Raw genomic sequence first — 18,620 nt, 5'->3', positions numbered from 1 at the left:
CCCGATGCATCACTAAATCGCCCTGATGCCCTTTGAATCAGCGGGCAGCTGCCTTGTAGCCATAGGGGCGTGCGGACTGTCTTCAGGGAAAATCTGCATTGTTGCGTAACAAATCTGCCAGCCCTTCGGCCTCCATCGGCCGACTGATCAGGTAGCCCTGCACCTCATCGCATCGTTCTGTACGCAGGAAATCCAGCTGCTGCTGATCTTCCACGCCTTCGGCCACCACTTTGAGCGCCAGTCCGTGCGCCATCGCAATGATCGCTCGGGTAATGGCGGCGTCTTCCCGCCCCTGACCGAGGCCGCGGATAAAGGTCTGGTCGATCTTTACGTAATCCACAGGGATACGCTTGAGGTAACTGAGGGATGAATAGCCGGTGCCAAAGTCGTCGATGGCCAGCTTCACGCCGAGGTCGCGCAGTTGCTGGAAGGTCGCGATGATGTGTTCAACACTGTCGAGCAACTGGCTCTCGGTCAGTTCCAGTTCGAGGTATTGCGGGTCCAGGCCGGTTTCTTCCAGTACCTGGCGCACCAGACTGACCAGCTTGCCCTGGCGCAACTGGTGCACCGAGAGGTTCACCGACACGCGGATCGGTGCCAGCCCCTGGCGCTGCCACTCACAGGCTTGCCAGCAGGCCTCGCGCAGCACGAATTCGCCCAGCGGTACGATCAGGCCCGTTTCTTCGGCCAGGCCGATAAAGTCGCCTGGCGGCACCATGCCCCATTGCGGATGTTCCCAGCGGATCAACGCTTCGGCAGCGTTCAGCTTGCCGGTGGCCAGACACAGTTTCGGCTGGTAGAACACCGTGAGCTGGCGCTCATCGATGGCTTTGCGCAGATGGTTTTCCAGCTGCAAACGCTCCAGGGTGCTGGCTTGCAGGCTGTCGGTGTAGAACTGGAAGTTATTGCCGCCCAAGTGCTTGGCGTGCTGCATGGCCATGTTCGATTGACTGACCAGCGCGGAAATTTCCCGCGCGTTATCCGGCAACAGGCTGATACCCATCGACGCACTCACCACCAACTCATGCCCTTCCACCGTCACCGGCACCCGCAGTTTGGCCAGTAGCCGTGTGGCCACCCGCGCCAGGCTCGACAGGTTGCCGTAGGCGTCGAACAACACGGCGAACTCATCGCCGGACAAACGCGCGATGGTGTCAGCCTCGGGCAAGGCATTGATCAACCGACGGGCCATTTTTTGCAGCAACTGGTCGGCCACTTCATGGCCCAGGCTGTCATTGAGCAACTTGAAGCGGTCGAGGTTGATATGCAGCAACGCCAGGCTGCGCCCGCCCTGGCGTACACGCTGATGGGCCTCGCGCAGCCGTTCGCGGAACAGCGAGCGGTTGGCCAGGCCGGTCAACTCATCGTAGTGGGTGAGGTAGCGCATGCGCTCCTCGGATTCGCGCCGCGCCGATAGATCGGCGAAGAAGCCCACGATATGACTGACTTTTCCGCGAACATCGCGCACCACGTTCAGTTGCAGCCATTGCGGGTACAGTTCGCCATTCTTACGCGTTTCTACCAACTCGCCCTGCCAGGTCCCATGCGTGAGCAGCGCTTGGCGGATCACCGGGAAGTGGCGCCGCGCATCACGACTGCTGGGCAGCTCGACGACGTTGCGACCGAGCATGTCATCGATCTCAAAGCCAGTGACACGGCTGAAAGCCTGATTGACGGCGATTAATTTGTAGTCCGGATCAAGGATCACAATGCCTTCGCTGGCCGCCTCGAACACGGTCGAGGCCAGTCGCTGTTGCTCCTCCAGGGCTTTGCCGGCGCTGACGTCGCGGCGTGTGCCGAGCATTCGAATCACTCGCCCGCTGAGTGCACGCTCCACGGCGCGACCGCGGTCTTCGATCCACACCCAGTGGCCATCGCCATGGCGCACGCGGTATTCCACCTGGTAATCCTCAGTGCGCCCTTTAAGGTGCTCCACCAGCGCCCGCTTGAGCAGCGGCAGGTCGTCGGGGTGCAGGCGCGGCTTGAGGTGGCCGAGCATGGCCGTGACGTACTCGGGCTCGAGGCCGAACAGCTCTTTGAGCTGGGTGTGATGAACCTCATCGGTTTGCAGGTTCCAGTCCCACAGGCCCAGCTCACTGGCTTGCAGGGCCATGGCCAGGCGCGCCTCGCTTTTATTCAGGGCCAGGCTGGCGGCGTCCAGTTCCTGGCTGCGTTGTGCCACGCGGTCCTGCAGGCCGATCTGCGCCTCACGTAGTTCCTGCTCAACCTGACGCCGCTGCTCGACTTCGCGCACCAGATCCTGATTCAGCTGCTCGCTGCGCTGCTGCGCCTGCTGCAGATGCTCGATCAATGCCTGGTTCTGGAAACGCCGCAGCAGCCCGCGCTGGATCAGGCGGTTGACCTGCCACGCCACCACGCTCAGGGACGCCAGCAGGATCAGGCCGAGCACACCCCAGCCCTGTTGCTGCGGGGCGCCATTCCAGAACAGATAGACAATCGCCGGCACCAGGCACGGCAAGGCAAAGGACAGGAACGCCGGAAAGCTCACTGCATAGGCGACGCTGGCCGACAGCGTCGCCGCACCGATCAGGCCGAACACCCAGGCCTGCTGCATGAAGCTGTCCACCGGCACCAGGGCGATGGCTGCGGTGGCCAGGGTCAGTCCGCTGACCGCCGAACCCAGCATGAACATGCGCCGCCAGATGGGTTGGGCCTGACGGCTGGGCATGGCCGAATCAAAGGCCGCCACCTGGATCACACGCATCGCCACCAGGGCCAGCAGCCACACCAGCCAGACGCTGTCCAGCAGGTATTGCCTGGGGTTCCACAGCAGCCAGGCGCAGACCAGGCCGTTGACCAGCATTAATAAGGTGGGCAGCAACGAGCCCTGATAGAGCAGGCGTGTGCGCTCGACCGCCATCTCGGTAGCGTAATGTTTGCGGATAACCTGCGCGGGCGCCGCCGAGGGGCCGAGCAGGTCGGTGCTGAGAGTCATAGGCAGTGTTCTTATAATGGTGAGCCCGAAACGTCGACGGAGCATACACAAGCAAGCGCTTGGGCCAAACTGCTCCAGATCATAAAAGTCACCCTGTGAACAGCCGCAAACCTTGGGGCCAGACCCCTTGAGCGAGGCACGGCGCGGGCTGTGGCCCATGACTTACCGGTCATCAGCCCTGCCAGAATGTTTGCCCGGCCGGGACCACGCGAGACGTTTTGCGTCGACCACCCGGCATTGGGATTTGCCCGAGCCCCCTTAGGCCCATAGAATGCGCCGATGCGCGATGATCTCTCTCTTTTGCTGAACTCCCTCAACGATGCCCAACGCCAGGCCGTAGCGGCCCCCGTTGGCCGTCAGTTGGTCCTGGCCGGTGCTGGCTCCGGTAAAACCCGAGTGCTGGTGCACCGTATCGCCTGGTTGATCCAGGTCGAGAACGCGTCCCCGCATTCGATCCTGTCGGTGACTTTCACCAACAAGGCCGCTGCCGAGATGCGCCACCGCATCGAGCAGTTGATGGGCATCAGCCCGGCCGGTATGTGGGTGGGCACCTTCCACGGCCTGGCGCACCGCCTGTTGCGGGCACACTGGCAGGAAGCGGGCCTGGCCCAGACCTTCCAGATCCTCGACAGCGATGACCAGCAACGCCTGGTCAAGCGCGTGATCCGTGAGCTGGGCCTCGACGAGCAGCGCTGGCCGGCGCGCCAGGCCCAGTGGTTTATCAACGGCCAGAAAGACGAAGGCCTGCGCCCGCAGCACATCCAGGCCAGCGGCGATTTGTTCCTGGCCACCATGCGCAGCATTTATGAAGCCTACGAGGCGGCCTGCGCCCGCGCTGGCGTTATCGACTTCTCCGAGCTGCTGCTGCGCGCCCTCGACCTGTGGCGCGACAATCCGGGTTTGCTGGCCCATTACCAGAAACGCTTCCGTCACATTCTGGTGGACGAGTTCCAGGACACCAACGCCGTGCAGTACGCCTGGTTGCGTCTGCTGGCCAAGGGCGGCGACAGCCTGATGGTGGTGGGCGACGACGACCAGTCGATCTACGGCTGGCGTGGCGCGAAAATCGAGAACATCTACCAGTATTCCGAGGACTTCCCGGACGCGGTCACCATCCGCCTGGAGCAGAACTACCGCTCCACCGCCGGCATCCTCAAGGCCGCCAACGCCTTGATCGCCAACAACACCGGGCGCCTGGGCAAAGAGCTGTGGACCGACGGCGGCGAAGGCGAGGCGATCAACCTGTATGCCGCGTTCAACGAGCACGATGAAGCGCGCTACGTGGTGGAAACCATCGAAAGCGCGCTGAAAACCGGCCTTGCCCGTAGCGATATTGCGATTCTGTACCGTTCCAACGCCCAATCGCGGGTGCTGGAAGAAGCCTTGCTGCGCGAGCGCATCCCGTACCGCATTTATGGCGGCCAGCGCTTCTTCGAGCGTGCGGAAATCAAGAACGCCATGGCATACCTGCGTTTGCTCGAAGGCCGTGGCAACGACGCGGCACTGGAGCGGGTGATCAATATCCCGGCCCGTGGCATCGGCGAGAAAACCGTCGAGGCGATTCGCGACCACGCGCGCCATGCCGATGTGTCGATGTGGGAGTCCATGCGCCTGCTCATTGCCAATAAAGGCCTGACGGGGCGTGCTGCCGGGGCGCTGGGGGTGTTTGTCGAGTTGATCGAGAACCTCGCGGCCAAGTGTTCGGAAATGCCCCTGCACCTGATGACCCAGACGGTGATCGAGCAATCCGGGCTGATTGCCTATCACGAAGCGGAAAAAGGCGAGAAAGGCCAGGCCCGGGTAGAAAACCTCGAGGAACTGGTCAGCGCCGCCCGCGCGTTCGAAAACACCGAGGAAGACGAAGAGCTGACTCCGCTCGCCGCCTTCCTCGGCCATGCGTCCCTGGAGGCCGGCGATACTCAGGCCGATGAGCATGAAGACAGCATCCAGTTGATGACCTTGCACAGCGCCAAGGGCCTGGAGTTTCCGTATGTGTTCCTGGTGGGCATGGAAGAAGGCCTGTTCCCCCACAAGATGAGCCTGGAAGAGCCCGGCCGTCTTGAAGAGGAACGCCGCCTGGCCTATGTGGGCATCACCCGCGCAATGCAGAACCTGGTGATGACCTACGCCGAGACCCGACGCCTGTACGGCAGCGAGACCTACAACAAGGTATCGCGCTTCGTACGTGAAGTGCCGAAGGGACTGATCCAGGAAGTGCGCCTGTCCAACAGCGTCAGCCGCCCGTTCGGCGGGGGCCAGCAGCAGAACTCCAGCAACATGTTCGCCGGTTCCGAGATTCCGGAAACCCCATTCAGCCTGGGCCAGCAGGTCAGGCATGCGATCTTCGGCGAAGGCGTGATCCTCAACTTCGAAGGCGCCGGAGCCCAGGCACGGGTGCAGGTGAACTTCGCCGAAGGCAGCAAATGGCTGATGATGGGCTACGCGAAGCTCGAAGCGGTCTGAAACATTTGCCAACATGAAGGTTATTGGCCCGCCCTTGTTTTTAACGAGCGCGGGCCAATATCTGTAATACGTCCTACAGACCATTCTGATTCGGTCTTACGCAAAAGCCCGAAACATTATGTCGCTAGCCACTGTCACTACACCTGTGCAACATGGCGCGCGTGCAATCCACAAATGGGAATTCCCTTTATGAAACGTTTTCTTAGCATCGCCATGGCGTTGTGCATCGGCCTGACGATGAGCCTCGACGCCAACGCCAAACGCTTCGGTGGCGGCAAAAGCTCGGGCGCGGCGCCGACTCACCAGACCAGCCAAATGGCTCCATCCGCCGGTGCCGGCGGTGCTGCCGCTACCGCAGGCGCAGCCGGGGCTGCCGGCGCCGCTGCCAAGGCCGGCGGTGCTTCGCGCTGGTTGGGCCCTCTGGCCGGTATCGCGGCCGGTGGCCTGCTCGCTTCCATGTTCATGGGCGGCGGCTTCCAGGGCATGCAGATCTTCGACATCCTGATCATGGCGGTCATCGCCTTCCTGGTCTTCCGTTTCATCGCCGCCCGTCGCCGCAAGCAGCAGGAGCAAATGGCTCCGGCCGGCGCGCCGATGCAGCGTGAAGTGTTCGAGCAGAAGCCAGCCATGGGTTCGATCTTCGGTGGTTCGGCAGCGCCTGCCGCAGCCCGCCCGGTGATCAACGCACCGGCGTGGTTCAACGAAGAGCGTTTCGTCGAAGCGGCCCGCAGCCACTTCCAGTCCCTGCAGCAGCACTGGGACGCCAACGAAATGGACAAGATCTCCGAGTTCGTGACCCCGCAACTGCTGGAGTTCCTCAAGCGCGAACGCGCCGACCTGGGCGACGGCTTCCAGTCGACCTATATCGACGACCTGCACGTGCAACTGGAAGGTGTGGATGATCGCGCCGACAAGACCATCGCAACGTTGACCTTCAGTGGCGTGTCGAAGACTTCGCGTTTCGACCAGGGTGAAGTGTTCAGCGAAAGCTGGAACATGGAACGTGCCCAAGGCGACAACCAGCCATGGCTGGTCGCCGGTATCCGCCAGAACGGCTGATACCCACGCGCTTGAGCAAGCCGTAACAAAACCCCGGACCTGTCCGGGGTTTTCTATTTCACGGTTGCACTTATGGCGAGCTACTGTATAAAACGCCCCTATAAACCGCGCCATCAGCAAGAGGATCCCGGCCGTGGAAGAAATCATCGAACAATTGCGTGAAGCCAATGAACCGGTTCCGGTTCCTCTGGAGTTGCCTGACGAAGATCAATTGGTGGAAATCGAGGAACAGCTGTTCATCGACATCCCGTTTGTCTTTCGTGAATTCCTGCTGACCGTCAGCGATGTGGTGTACGGCAGCCTGGAGCCGGTGACCGTCACCGACCCGCAATCCCACACCTACCTGCCGGACGTGGCTGCCAACGCCTGGGATGCCGGTGTTGACCGCAGCATGATCCCGATCTGCCAAGACGGTGACGATTACTACTGCGTCGAAGAAGACGGCACCGTGGTGCTGTGGTCCGGCGAAGAAGAACTCATCACCGAAGAGACCTGGGAATCGGTGTGGCACTGGGCGCGGGACGTCTGGCTGGAAAGCTGAGACCTGACCCCCGTGGCGAACGGGCTTGCGGTGGTGAGCGGGCTTGTCCCGCGCCGGGCCGCGTAGCGGCCCCCACTAGTGCTCCGGCGTATCCTTATGGTTATCCAGCGTCTCCAGCAAGGCGACCTGCATCCGCGTATGCACACGGATGAACCATCGCCAGAGCACGGCCGCCACCGCCGCCGTGACCACGGCAATCAGCACCAGCAACTTGTTGGTCGGCAGAATACTGGCCGACAAGGCTGCCAATAGCACAAAGATCACCAGCAGCGACAAAATCGGGATCAGCTCCGCAATCACCCGTCGCACACGCTGGGTATGTCGCCCGGCCATTTCCGGCTTCACGCTCATCTCCGCCAGCAACATCGACAGCGCCTTAAGCTTGCGGTACGCCGCAATCAGGAACGGCAGCGACAACAGCAATGCCCCACCCCAGATCAACGCCTTCTGCCAGCTTGGATCACTGATCCAACCTTCCAGGTACCCACCAATGCGCACCGCGAAAAAGCTTCCGGCGAAGAAAATCGCGATCACCAGCGCCAGGTTCACGCCCACCTGCAGGATGATCTTGCGGATCATCGACGCCAGCATGGCGCCCTCGCCTTGCGGCTGAATACTGCGTAACCATTCGCCGTACATGCCAAACACCCGGCTCATACGCTTGGGCATCACGGCGGCGATCTTCAATGACAAAGGGTCGGCGCCGCGAATCAGGTACGGCGTGAGCAGCGTAGTGATCGCCGAAACGGCCACCGCCACCGGATACAGGAAGTCGCTGGTCACCTGCAAGGTCATGCCCAGCGCGGCGATAATGAAGGAAAACTCGCCAATTTGTGACAGCCCCATGCCTACCCGCAGTGAGGTACGACCATCATTGCCGGCGATAAAGGCACCCAGGCCGCAGGACAGCATCTTGCCCAGCACCACGGCCACGGTGATCACCGCGATCGGCCAGGCGTATTGCAGGAGGATCTGCGGGTCGATCATCAAGCCGATCGCCACGAAGAAGATCGCGCTGAACATGTCGCGAACCGGCTCGATCAGGCGCTCGATCTTAACCAATTGCCGGGATTCGGCCATGATCGCGCCGATCAGAAACGCCCCCAGCACCATGCTGTACTCCAGCTTGACCACCAGCAGGCAGAAACCGAAACACAGGCCCAGTACGGTGATCAGCAGCATTTCGTTGCTTTCGAATTTGGCCACGTAGGCCAACAGGCGCGGCACCAGCAAAATACCGATGACCAACGCGACAATCATGAACAGCGAGAGCTTGCCGACCGTGGAGAACACCTCGCCGGAGCTCACCGTACCGCTGACGGCGATGCTCGAGAGCAAGGCGATGATGCCGATGCCGAGGATGTCTTCCACAATCAGCACGCCAAAAATAAGTTGGGCGAAGCGCTGGTTTTTCATCTTCAGGTCATTGAGTGCCTTCACGATGATGGTAGTGGAGGAAATCGCCAGGATCGCGCCGAGGAACAGCGAGTCCATGGTGTTCCAGTCGAACCAGCGGCCAATCTCGTAGCCGATCCAGATCATCAGGATGATTTCCAGGAAGGCCGCGATAAACGCCGTGGCCCCCACCTTGAACAGCTTGCGCAGGCTGAACTCCAGGCCCAGGCAGAACATCAGGAAGATCACCCCCAGTTCGGCGAGGGTCTTGATGGTGTCTTCGTCGTGGATCAGTCCGAACGGCGGGGTGTGCGGGCCAATGATGAAGCCGGCGACGATGTACCCCAGCACCACGGGTTGCTTGAGGCGGTGAAACAGGACGGTGACCACCCCTGCCACCAGCATGATCACAGCCAAGTCCTGGATAAAGCTGATGGCGTGCATGGCGAGGGGCTCCTTGAGGGTACTGGCGCTTTTCCCACTTCCGCACGCGCCTTTGAAAAATCGCAAAATGCGGAAGGAAAAGTCTGCCTTTATCGTAAGAAATGCCCTGAGATGGGCTTTTGAAGGTTAACACCGCGACTTCCGCCGGAAAGCCGGTGCAATATATGGAAACAGATCGGTGAACGCGTGACGGCAAGCCGCCCACCGGCGTCCCGTAAGGGATGGCGCTGCAAAGATCCCAGCACCCGCAGAGGTGCCACCCAACCAATGCCTACAACCCGTGAGTGTGCTATGGAACCCGGAAACGCCCAGCTGTCGATGACGGTATTGATGACCCCTGACATGGCCAACTTCTCAGGCAATGTCCACGGCGGCACCTTGCTCAAGTACCTCGATGAAGTGGCCTACGCCTGCGCGAGCCGTTATGCCGGTCGCTATGTGGTGACGCTGTCGGTGGATCAGGTGATTTTTCGCGAACCGATCCATGTCGGCGAGCTGGTGACATTCCTTGCGTCGGTCAACTACACCGGCAATACGTCGATGGAAGTGGGCATCAAGGTGGTGACCGAGAACATCCGCGAGCGCTCGGTGCGTCATACCAACAGCTGCTTCTTCACCATGGTGGCCGTGGACGACCAGCGTAAACCCGCTGCCGTGCCACCGCTGCAACCCCATAACAGTGAAGACAAGCGCCGGTTCGTGCAGGCCCAGCAGCGCCGGCAGATCCGCCAGGAGCTTGAGAAGCGCTACCAGGAAATCAAGGCTGACGCGCTGTAAGTCCAACCAAAAAATGTGGGAGGTTTGCCCCCTCCCACATTGGGTTCTGTGTACTTACAGGCTGATCGGCGTCGCCTCGAAACGTACGCGAGGATGGGCAATGCGGTCCTGGGCGCGGACCAGTTCCAGCTCGTAACTGGCGCAGGCCTGGGTTTCCAGCAGCACTTCGTGCACCGCCGCGGCCGTGAACTCAAAAGCCGCCAACAGGCTGTCGCCCAGCAACACCCGCGCCAGGAACAGCCCCGACGTCAGGTCGCCCACGCCCACCGGCTGGCGCGGGAACGCCAGCAGCGGCCGACGCAGGTGCCAGCTGCCCTCGGCAGTTACCAGCAGCATCTCGAAACCATCCGGCAACTTGCCCGGGTAATCCAGGTGCTTGACCAGCACCGCCTTCGGGCCACGGGCCAGCAATGCCTTGGCCATGCCCAGGCAGTCGAACAGCGATTGCGGCTTGCGCCCGGCAAAGCTGTCCAGTTCCAGTTGGTTGGGGCACAGGAAGTCGGCCATGGCCGCCGCTTCATCCAGCAGGAAATCGCTGACGTCCTGCGGCACGATGCAGCCCTTTTCCGGATGGCCCATCACCGGGTCGCACAGGTACAGGGCCTTGGGGTTGACGGCCTTGATGCGCGCCACACCGGTAAGAATCGCGCGGCCCTGATCCGCGCTGCCCAGGTAGCCAGACAGGATCGCATCGCAGTTGCCCAGCTCGCCGATGGCGGCAATGCCTTCCACCAGCGCAGGAATCTGCTGCGGCGCCAGCACTTCGCCCGCCCACTGACCATACTGGGTATGGTTGGAGAACTGCACCGTGTTCAGCGGCCAGACGTTCACCCCGACCCGCTGCATGGGGAACACGGCGGCGCTGTTTCCGGCGTGGCCAAAGACCACATGAGACTGGATAGCAAGCAGATGAGGTGTGCGTTTCATGCAGGAGATTTCCGTAAAGCCATTGAAATTCTGGCCGCGCAGTATGCGACTAAACGCAGCCTGTACGACAGACCGACGACACAGTTAAGCTGCTCTCACTTTGTTGGAGTTTTTCGCATGCTGACCCTGGGAAACATCTTCGTGTTGATGCTGCTGGCGACCGGCGCCGCCTGGGTATGGCACAACCACGGCCTGCGAGAGCGGGCGTTGGCGCGGGTCAAGCAGCATTGCGCCAAGCTCGATATCGAATTGCTCGACGGCGCCGTGGCGTTGAAGCGCATCGGTTTTGTGAAGGATGCCAACGGTCGGCGGCGTCTGGCGCGTATCTACAATTTCGAGTTCACCGTCACGGGCGAGACCCGTCACAGCGGGACCATCACGCAATTCGGCGCCCACAGTGCGCAGATCGAACTGGCGCCCTACCCGTTCGAGGTCAAGGAAGCACTGCCCAGCGCCAATGTGATCGAGCTGAGCCAATGGCGCCAGGACCACGCCACCAAGAACCGTCAGTAACGGCAGGCGGCCAGTGCGATCTGCAACGCGGCCACGTCCTGTGGTGCGCTGAAGATCAGTTCGATACGTGAGTCGCGACGCCATTCGCTGGGTTGCCAGGCGAACCGGCTGTTATCCACAGCGTTGGCCGAGATCCACCCATCACGGCTGTGGATAACCAGTTTGGCGCGGCGCCACTCAAGGGATGTCAGCCACAGATGCAAACGCTCGGAATCGAATTGCTGGCTCGGGTGCCAGCGCCAACCGATACTCCAACCGCCCTCCTGGGCCTGGCTCAGGCAAATCGGCACGCTCGGATCACTCCAGATAGCCGGCAATTGAGCCAGCCCCTTGGGCACCACGAAGTTATCCACAGCCGCTTCAGCCTGCGCATTCAAGCCTGGCAGTTTGCCGAGTGGCACGTACGCCTGCTGCGTCCAATAAATGTTCCGATCGGGTAGCTGTCGTTCGACGGCCTCGCGTTGCGCAGCATCCAACCCCTCATCCTTGTTCAACACCAACAGCCCGGAACTGGCCAACGCTTCCTGCTGCGCTGGCGGCAAGGGTTTGCCCGCTGCCAGCGCCTGGGCATCCAGTACCAACACACAGGGCTGAACCGCCAGCACCTGCTGCCACGGCGCTTCGCGCAACTGCTTGAGCAACTGCGCAGGATGCCCCAGGCCCGAGGGTTCGATAAACAACCGATCCGGCTTGGCCTTACGCAGCAACCGGCCCAGGCCTACTTGGAACGGTGCGCCATTCACACAACAAAGGCAGCCACCGGCGACTTCACCCAGGGCAATGCCATCGTCATCCAGGGTCAGCAATGCAGCGTCCAGGCCGATCTGGCCGAACTCGTTGATCAACACCGCCCAGCGCTCGTTGGCCGGACGTTGGGCAAGCAGGTGCTTGATCAGGCTGGTCTTGCCGGCGCCCAAGGGCCCGGCAATCACGTGGGTGGGAATGTTCTGCAGCATGGGTGCCATCGTTCGGACCGTGTAGAGGGTTTGATCCTACGCGGTTACGCGAGCCAATCCAGCGTCAGAATCAATCGGCGCTCATTCGCTTTCAACGCCGGGGAGCGATGGATGAGGCCGTGGTTTTCGTTGCCGTGCCATTTGGTGCCTTTGAGCAGGGCCACTTCACCGCACTGGATCTGTTCGATGCGCTGGCGCGGTTCGGCGTCCGGTTGGCTGAGCTTGCGTCGGTCCATCACCCCTTCGCGCAACCACTGGCTACCGATGCCGGCATAGGTGGTGATCAGCCGTACCGGCACATGGTCAACGTGGAAACGCGGGCACATGGCTTTATCCAGCAGCCGCAGGCGCACACCGATGCGCTTGGCGCCGAGCAGGCACGCAAAGGCGCTGACCAGCCACGACACATCGGCGATAAAACCTTCGTAGCCTTCAAGATCGCGGCAGCTGGACGCCAGACCGCACAGGTTCGGCTCGGCGTCTTCGTTGTTGAGTTCGATCACCAAGGACTCGGCCAACGGTTCATTGAGCGCCACCAGCAAGGCGCCGAACTCGGCGATATGCAACGGCAATTGGCGCTGCCACAGCGCCAGGTTCACGCCGTCTTCGAGAATATCGGACAGCGCCAGCGGGGTTTCACCACAGGTCTGGCGCACCACCGGGCGCAAGGGGATAAGCGGTGCCAGCATCAGGCGGCCTCTTCATACCAGGGACCAAACGGATCAGCCAGCAGGCGCCAACCTTCGACACCCAGGGCCAGTTCTTCATCGGTGAGCAAGCACGCGTCCAACTCGGCACGCATCCGCGCGAAGTCGATGTTTTGTCCGATAAACACCAGTTCCTGACGGCAGTCGCCGGTACTGAGCTGCCAGTTGCCCATGATGGCGGCGACGCTTTCTTCGTCCTGGGGCCATTGGCTTTTTGGCACAAAGCGCCACCAGCGTCCGGCAAACCCGTGGCGCATCAAGCCACCGGCCTGGGACCAACTACCCGCATCCTGGTGCTTGCTGGCCAGCCAGAAAAAGCCCTTGGAACGCAGCAATTTGCCGTTGACCCAAGGCCGGTCGATAAAGTCGAAGAAGCGTTGCGGGTGGAAGGGGCGACGTGCGCGATAGGCCGTGGAAGCGATGCCGTACTCTTCGGTTTCCGGCACGTGTTCACCCCGCAACTCCTGCAACCAGCCCGGCGCCTGCGCGGCGCGTTCGAAGTCGAAGCGGCCGGTGTTGAGGATCTTGTGCAGCGGCACTTCGCCCATGACCATCGGGATGATTTCCGCCTGGGCGTTGAGACGTTCAAGGATCGCCATCAGCTCTTCGCGCTCACAGCGGCTGATCAGGTCGATCTTGCTGATCAGGATCACGTCGGCGAATTCGATCTGCTCGATCAACAGGTCGGTGATCGAGCGTTCGTCCTCCTCTCCCAGGGTTTCGCCCCGTGAGGCGAGGCTTTCGGCAGCCTGGTAGTCGAGCAGGAAGTTCATGCCGTCGACCACGGTGACCATGGTGTCCAGGCGCGCGATATCGGCCAGGCTTTGCTCGTTTTCATCACGGAAGGTGAAGGTTTCAGCCACCGGCAACGGCTCGGAGATCCCGGTGGATTCGATCAGCAGGTAATTGAAGCGACCTTCCTTGGCGAGTTTTCCGACTTCTTCGAGCAAGTCTTCACGCAAGGTGCAGCAGATACAGCCGTTGCTCATCTCCACCAGTTTTTCTTCGGAACGGTTGAGGGTGACGTCACGCTGCACCTCGCTGCCGTCGATGTTGATTTCGCTCATGTCGTTGACGATCACCGCCACGCGCAGGTTTTCGCGGTTGCGCAGGACGTAGTTGAGCAGCGTGCTTTTACCGGCGCCGAGAAAGCCGGACAACACGGTAACGGGGAGACGATTGGGCATCAGGTAATCCTCATCAGGGTTGGCCGGTCAAATCGCCCGTTTATGGCGTTCCCGCAGCTCTTCACGTTCTTTGGCTTCGATACACAGGGTGGCGGTGGGGCGCAGCAGCAGGCGTTGCAGGCCGATGGGCTCGCCCGTTTCGCGGCACCAGCCGTATTCGCCGCGGGCCAGCAGTTCGAGGGCGTCGTCGATTTTGTCGAGGAGCTTCTTTTCCCGCTCCAGCAGGCGCAGTTGCCACTGGCGCTGTTCTTCGGCGCTGCCCACATCGGCCGGGTCGCTGTTGGGCTCCTGCTCGCGCAGCACCAGGAATTCGCCCTCGATGCGCGCTTGCAGTTCATGGCGCTGAGTCAGCAACAGTTCGCGGAAAAAGCCCTGCTGGGCTTCATTCATGTAGTCGGCGGGCGGTTGGGCCAGCAGGTCTTGTTCGGTCATGGGGATCGGTTCACGGGCCAGGCTGTGCCTTTATGTTATAGTATAACAATGCAAATAAGCCAATCCCCCTTGCTCGTTACGACGAAGGGCGCAATGCTTGAACACTTCCCAGCCCGAGACACCCTATGAAATACCTGGTGTGCGCCCTGTTACTGGCAGTCGCAGGGCCTGCCTGCGCCCAAGCGCCAAGCTTGCTGGCCAAGTGCACGCGCAGCGCCAATCTGTTGGCCTGTGTGGACCCGCTAGGCAATGCCTACAGCGTAGCGACGGTGGGCACCACCACGTATCTGCGCGGTTTCGAGGTGATCGGGAAACGTTATTGGGCACAAACCAACAGCCGCTACGGGCAACTGACGTTCTTTACCGGTTTGGCGTCGGATGGAGAGGCATGGGTCGGCTACACGCGGCGGGTGGGTTGGACCACGATCAACCGGTTTTCCAGCTCCGGGGGCGCCACTGCCAAATTCACGTGCAGCCGAATTACCGGCTGTTAGGCCTGGGCATTCTTCTGTTCCTGAACCCAGGCCATGTAGCTGTTCATCGGCGGGTTCTTCTGGAAGTAATTTTTCAGGCCTTCGAACAAGCCATCCGCAACCGCCTGTTGATGGCGCGCCGTCACCAGGCGCTGGGCGTCCTGGGCATTGGAGATAAACCCGGTCTCCACCAGGATCGACGGCACATCCGGTGACTTGAGCACCGCGAACCCCGCCTGTTCCACACGCTTCTGATGCAGGCTGGTGATGCTTTGCAGGCTCCCCAGCACCGAGCTGCCCAGTTGCAGGCTGGAGGCGATGGTGGCGTTCATCGACATATCAAGAATCACCCCGGCCAGCATCGGGTCCTTATCCTTGAGATTGAGCAACGTGGTGGCGCCCAGCAAATCCGCGCCGTTTTCACGCTGGGCCATAAAGCGCGCCGTGGCCGAGGTCGCGCCGCCCTCCGACAGCGCATACACCGAGGCGCCCGAGGCAGTGAGCCGTGGCGCGGCATCGGCATGCACCGAGATGAACATATCGGCCTTGTGCTGACGGGCGATGTCCACGCGCTTGCGCAGCGGCACAAAGAAGTCGTCGTTACGCACCAGTTTCACGTCAAAACCCTTTTCGCGCTTCAAACGCTTGGCCAGCAGTTGGGCGATAGACAACACCACGTCTTTTTCGCGCTGGCCCTTGGACCCGACAGCGCCGGGGTCTTTGCCGCCGTGGCCGGGGTCGACCACCACGATAATGTCGCGCTTGGGGTGCGCCTTGTTCACCGCGGCCACCAAGGGCACCGCCTCAGCCGCGATTTGACGCGGTGCACGGGTGGCGCTGGTCAGGTCCAGCACCAGGCGATGGCCCTGCCCGTCCTGAGGCGGCAATACAAAGCTGTTGAGCTGCATCGGCGCGGCCAGGTCGAGCACGATGCGCGTATCCGCCTTGCCGAAATGCCCCGAGCGAATCGAGGTGATCCCGCTGTTCTTCAGCTCAAGTTGAGAAAAGTCACCACTGAGACCCGCGCCGCTCAGGTCGATGATCAGGCGTTCCGGAGCAGTCAGGGAGAAGGTCTTGTATTGCACTGGGCCGCTAAGGTCGAACACCAGGCGCAGCTTGTCGTCCGAACGCCATAGGCGTGCATTGCGGATCTGGGTCGCGTGGGCGGCGAACGGCAAAGCAAACAAAGGGCTGGCCAGGAGCAGGTTGAGGAGCTGACGTCTGTACATGACAAATACCGCAAATGGAGGAGTGTCCGTACTCCACATGAGTGAAAAAAGGCCGGGGCAGAAAATTCATCGTCGACTCTATTGTTATACTATAACATGTCGAATTATTTCCAACGATGGACCTGCTTATGAATGCGCTGACTCTGCCGGATATTGCCGCGCAGGCTTCACGCCAAGCCTTACCACTCGACTGGGTGGGCATGTGCGGCATCGCCCTGCCGATCCTCATTGACGGCCAACGCCTGAGCGCCAGCGCCGATGCCGGCGTCAGCCTGGACGATGGCACCGCTCGTGGCATTCATATGTCACGCCTGTACCTGGCACTGGAGATGCTCGAACAGCAGCCCGTTACGCCTGCACTTCTGCGCAATGTACTGCAGCGGTTTCTCGACAGTCATGAAGATTTATCTAAGAACGCCTACCTGCGTCTGCACACGAATTTGCTGCTGAAACGCCCGGCGCTGGTCAGCCCATTGGCCGGCTGGAAGGGCTACCCGGTGAGCATCGAAGCGCGCCTGGAAAACCAGATGTTCCACGTGGAACTAAAAATTGACGTTACCTATTCTTCAACCTGCCCCTGTTCCGCCGCCCTCGCCAGGCAGTTGATTCAGCAGCAATTTCTCCAAGACTTCGGCAACACGCCGTTGCAGCATGAAGACGTGCTGACCTGGCTCGGCAGCGCTAACGGTATCGTCGCCACGCCCCACAGCCAGCGCAGCAGCGCGCAGCTGCACGTGCACCTGCAAGGCGAGCATCTGGCGCTGACGGAGCTGATCAACGCTGCCGAAGCCGCCCTCGGCACCGCCGTACAAACCGCCGTAAAACGCGCGGACGAACAAGCCTTTGCCTTGGCCAACGGGCAGAACCTGATGTTCTGCGAAGACGCCGCCCGCCGCCTTAACCTCGCCTTGAAACGCTCGGATGCGGTCAAAGCCTTCCACCTCAAAGTGATCCACGCCGAAAGCCTGCACGCGCACGATGCCGTGGCTGAAAGCCGCTGGACGAGAAACCCTGCATGATCACCTGCACTGCTTTGCGCTGGGGCGCCCCTGGCCAACCGCTGACACCCGCCGTGGATTTCACCCTGGAAAAAGGCAGCCTCACCGGCGTGATCGGCCCCAATGGCTGCGGCAAAAGCAGCCTGCTCAAAGTCATCGCCGGCCTGCAAAAACCGTTGGCGGGCAAAGTGACCGTGGATGTTCCACGCCGAGGTGGCCTGTCGTTCCTGCCCCAGCAACAGCACCTTGATCGTCAGTTCCCCATCAGCCTGCAAGAACTGGTCGCCGCCGGTTTCTGGGGCACGCGGCTCACCCCGCAACAACGCAGCCAGCGCCTGCAGAAGGTGCTGGAAGAATGGTGCCTCAGTGGCCTGGAACAGCGCCCATTGATGGCGTTGTCAGGCGGCCAACTACAACGCGCATTGCTCGCTCGCATGAGCCTTGCCGAGTCGCCAGTGTTACTGCTTGACGAGCCCCATGCCGCTCTGGACGAAGAAGGCCAGGCCCTGTGCTGGAGCCATATCCACGCCTGGCACGCCGAAGGCCGAACGTTGGTGGTGGTGTGCCATGACTTGGCCTCCGTACGCCAACACACCCAACAAGTGGTGCAAATCAAAAGCAGTGGCTGTGTATTCGGCCCCAGCAAAGAGTTGATCCGCCCGCAGCCGCACATGCAGGTGGCCTGATGCACTTCGCCGCCCATCTGTGGACGCCCTTCCTCGACTTCGTCTTCATGCGTCGCGCCCTGATCGGCGGGCTGGTGCTCGCCTGCAGCACCGCCCCGCTCGGCGTATTTCTGATCCTGCGCCGTATGAGCCTGATCGGTGACGCCGTCGCCCACGGCATATTGCCCGGCGCCGCACTGGGCTTCTGGTTCGCGGGCTTGAGCCTGCCCGCGTTGACCATCGGCGGCCTGGGCGCTGGCCTGGGCATGGCCGGCCTGTCGGCGTGGATCACCCGCCGCACCGGCCTGCGCGAAGACGCCAGCCTGGCGGCCATCTACCCCATCTCCCTCGCCGCCGGCGTGTTGATCCTGGGCCTTGCCGGCAAGCGCCTGGATTTGCTGCACCTGCTGTTCGGCTCTGCCCTGGCCGTCGACGAAACCACCCTGACCGGCATGCTCTGGGTCTCCGGGTTCAGCCTGATCGCCATGGCGCTGATCTACAAACCGCTGCTGCTGGACACCCTCGACCCGCTGTTCCTGCAAACCGTCAGCCGCCTTGGCCCCCTGGCCCACGGCTTGTTCCTGACCCTGGTGGTCCTGAACCTGGTGATTGGCTTCCAGGCCATCGGCGCCTTGATGGTGGTGGGTTTGATGATGTTGCCGGCCATCGCTTCACGCTTCTGGAGCCGGCGCCTGCCGGTGTTGATCGCGGTATCGGCGGTGCTGGGATGCCTGTCGGTGTGGTTGGGTTTGTTGCTGTCGTTCTACTTCTCGCTGCCCAGCGGCCCGGCGATTGTGCTGGTGGCTGGCGGCGGGTACCTGCTGTCCGTGGTCTTCGGTCCGGTGCACGGCTTGCTGCGCCGCCCGCCTTTGCTTACATCCCAATGAGGTGTTTCCCG

At 61.6% G+C, this 18,620-nt stretch carries 17 protein-coding genes; 9 read left to right on the top strand and 8 right to left on the bottom strand.

What is annotated here, in order from left to right; translation table 11 throughout:
• Nucleotides 1–82 precede the first annotated feature (82 nt).
• A complete protein-coding gene (locus V3W40_RS16680; protein ID WP_330215367.1) occupies nucleotides 83–2,956 on the bottom strand; it encodes an EAL domain-containing protein in 2,874 nt (957 codons plus the stop codon).
• A 279-nt stretch (nucleotides 2,957–3,235) separates the two neighbouring features.
• Between V3W40_RS16680 and uvrD the strand changes: the two genes are divergently transcribed.
• The 3 genes from uvrD to V3W40_RS16665 all read left to right on the top strand — a co-directional run bounded on the left by uvrD (nucleotide 3,236) and on the right by V3W40_RS16665 (nucleotide 7,019).
• Nucleotides 3,236–5,419, top strand: a complete 2,184-nt coding sequence (gene uvrD / locus V3W40_RS16675; RefSeq protein WP_065926768.1) for a DNA helicase II — start codon at nucleotides 3,236–3,238, stop codon at nucleotides 5,417–5,419.
• Nucleotides 5,420–5,608: 189 nt separating this feature from the next.
• Complete coding sequence (locus V3W40_RS16670; RefSeq protein WP_074848015.1) at nucleotides 5,609–6,478, top strand: Tim44 domain-containing protein; 870 nt, start codon at nucleotides 5,609–5,611, stop codon at nucleotides 6,476–6,478.
• A gap of 133 nt (nucleotides 6,479–6,611) precedes the next feature.
• Nucleotides 6,612–7,019: an SMI1/KNR4 family protein gene (locus V3W40_RS16665; RefSeq protein ID WP_092488164.1), complete on the top strand. Its 408-nt coding sequence runs from the start codon at nucleotides 6,612–6,614 to the stop codon at nucleotides 7,017–7,019.
• 75 nt (nucleotides 7,020–7,094) lie between these two features.
• On the opposite strand, the gene V3W40_RS16660 is transcribed toward V3W40_RS16665, so the two are convergent.
• Nucleotides 7,095–8,858 carry a cation:proton antiporter gene (locus V3W40_RS16660; protein ID WP_053127534.1) on the bottom strand — a complete coding sequence of 588 codons (1,764 nt, stop codon included), beginning with the start codon at nucleotides 8,856–8,858 and terminating at the stop codon, nucleotides 7,095–7,097.
• 291 nt (nucleotides 8,859–9,149) lie between these two features.
• On the opposite strand from V3W40_RS16660, the gene V3W40_RS16655 reads away from it, so the two are divergent.
• Complete coding sequence (locus V3W40_RS16655) at nucleotides 9,150–9,635, top strand: acyl-CoA thioesterase (protein WP_003177014.1); 486 nt, start codon at nucleotides 9,150–9,152, stop codon at nucleotides 9,633–9,635.
• Nucleotides 9,636–9,689: 54 nt separating this feature from the next.
• On the opposite strand, the gene pdxY is transcribed toward V3W40_RS16655, so the two are convergent.
• The gene (pdxY, locus tag V3W40_RS16650) at nucleotides 9,690–10,562 is read right to left on the bottom strand and encodes a pyridoxal kinase PdxY (RefSeq protein ID WP_330215366.1); all 873 of its coding nucleotides are present in this window, start codon (nucleotides 10,560–10,562) and stop codon (nucleotides 9,690–9,692) included.
• Nucleotides 10,563–10,679: 117 nt separating this feature from the next.
• Between pdxY and V3W40_RS16645 the strand changes: the two genes are divergently transcribed.
• On the top strand, nucleotides 10,680–11,075 hold the full coding sequence (locus V3W40_RS16645; RefSeq protein ID WP_065926772.1) for a DUF3301 domain-containing protein: 396 nt from the start codon (nucleotides 10,680–10,682) through the stop codon (nucleotides 11,073–11,075).
• Here V3W40_RS16645 and V3W40_RS16640 read toward each other — a convergent pair.
• The 4 genes from V3W40_RS16640 to dksA are packed head-to-tail and all read right to left on the bottom strand — an operon-like array spanning nucleotide 11,069 to nucleotide 14,357.
• Nucleotides 11,069–12,031: a CobW family GTP-binding protein gene (locus V3W40_RS16640; protein ID WP_065926773.1), complete on the bottom strand. Its 963-nt coding sequence runs from the start codon at nucleotides 12,029–12,031 to the stop codon at nucleotides 11,069–11,071. The two genes, V3W40_RS16645 and V3W40_RS16640, sit on opposite strands and share 7 nt — an antisense overlap.
• A 44-nt stretch (nucleotides 12,032–12,075) precedes the next feature.
• A complete protein-coding gene (locus V3W40_RS16635) occupies nucleotides 12,076–12,720 on the bottom strand; it encodes a DUF1826 domain-containing protein (RefSeq protein WP_137211737.1) in 645 nt (214 codons plus the stop codon).
• Entirely contained in the window at nucleotides 12,720–13,925 is a 1,206-nt protein-coding gene (zigA, locus tag V3W40_RS16630) for a zinc metallochaperone GTPase ZigA (protein ID WP_330215365.1), read from the bottom strand. The genes V3W40_RS16635 and zigA overlap by 1 nt, the downstream gene beginning before the upstream one ends.
• Nucleotides 13,926–13,952: 27 nt before the next feature.
• Nucleotides 13,953–14,357, bottom strand: a complete 405-nt coding sequence (dksA, locus tag V3W40_RS16625; protein ID WP_065926776.1) for an RNA polymerase-binding protein DksA — start codon at nucleotides 14,355–14,357, stop codon at nucleotides 13,953–13,955.
• 125 nt (nucleotides 14,358–14,482) lie between these two features.
• Here dksA and V3W40_RS16620 point away from each other — a divergent pair, with 125 nt between their 5' ends.
• Nucleotides 14,483–14,851, top strand: coding sequence for a glutamine synthetase (locus V3W40_RS16620; protein WP_092488160.1), 369 nt, complete (start codon nucleotides 14,483–14,485; stop codon nucleotides 14,849–14,851).
• Here V3W40_RS16620 and V3W40_RS16615 read toward each other — a convergent pair.
• On the bottom strand, nucleotides 14,848–16,059 hold the full coding sequence (locus tag V3W40_RS16615; protein ID WP_330215364.1) for an N-acetylmuramoyl-L-alanine amidase: 1,212 nt from the start codon (nucleotides 16,057–16,059) through the stop codon (nucleotides 14,848–14,850). The genes V3W40_RS16620 and V3W40_RS16615 overlap by 4 nt on opposite strands.
• Nucleotides 16,060–16,187: 128 nt before the next feature.
• Here V3W40_RS16615 and folE2 point away from each other — a divergent pair, with 128 nt between their 5' ends.
• From folE2 to V3W40_RS16600, 3 genes are read left to right on the top strand one after another with little or no spacing between them, the layout of a single operon-like run.
• Nucleotides 16,188–17,078: a GTP cyclohydrolase FolE2 gene (folE2, locus tag V3W40_RS16610; RefSeq protein ID WP_065926778.1), complete on the top strand. Its 891-nt coding sequence runs from the start codon at nucleotides 16,188–16,190 to the stop codon at nucleotides 17,076–17,078.
• Entirely contained in the window at nucleotides 17,075–17,743 is a 669-nt protein-coding gene (locus V3W40_RS16605) for a metal ABC transporter ATP-binding protein (protein WP_065926779.1), read from the top strand. The genes folE2 and V3W40_RS16605 overlap by 4 nt, the downstream gene beginning before the upstream one ends.
• Nucleotides 17,743–18,609 carry a metal ABC transporter permease gene (locus V3W40_RS16600; RefSeq protein ID WP_092488156.1) on the top strand — a complete coding sequence of 289 codons (867 nt, stop codon included), beginning with the start codon at nucleotides 17,743–17,745 and terminating at the stop codon, nucleotides 18,607–18,609. The genes V3W40_RS16605 and V3W40_RS16600 overlap by 1 nt, the downstream gene beginning before the upstream one ends.
• Nucleotides 18,610–18,620: the final 11 nt, after the last annotated feature.

The sequence above is a fragment of the Pseudomonas sp. AM8 genome (assembly GCF_036346475.1).
GTDB classification, from domain to species: Bacteria; Pseudomonadota; Gammaproteobacteria; order Pseudomonadales; family Pseudomonadaceae; genus Aquipseudomonas; species Aquipseudomonas marginalis.
This window is presented reverse-complemented; position numbering and strand designations above follow the sequence as displayed.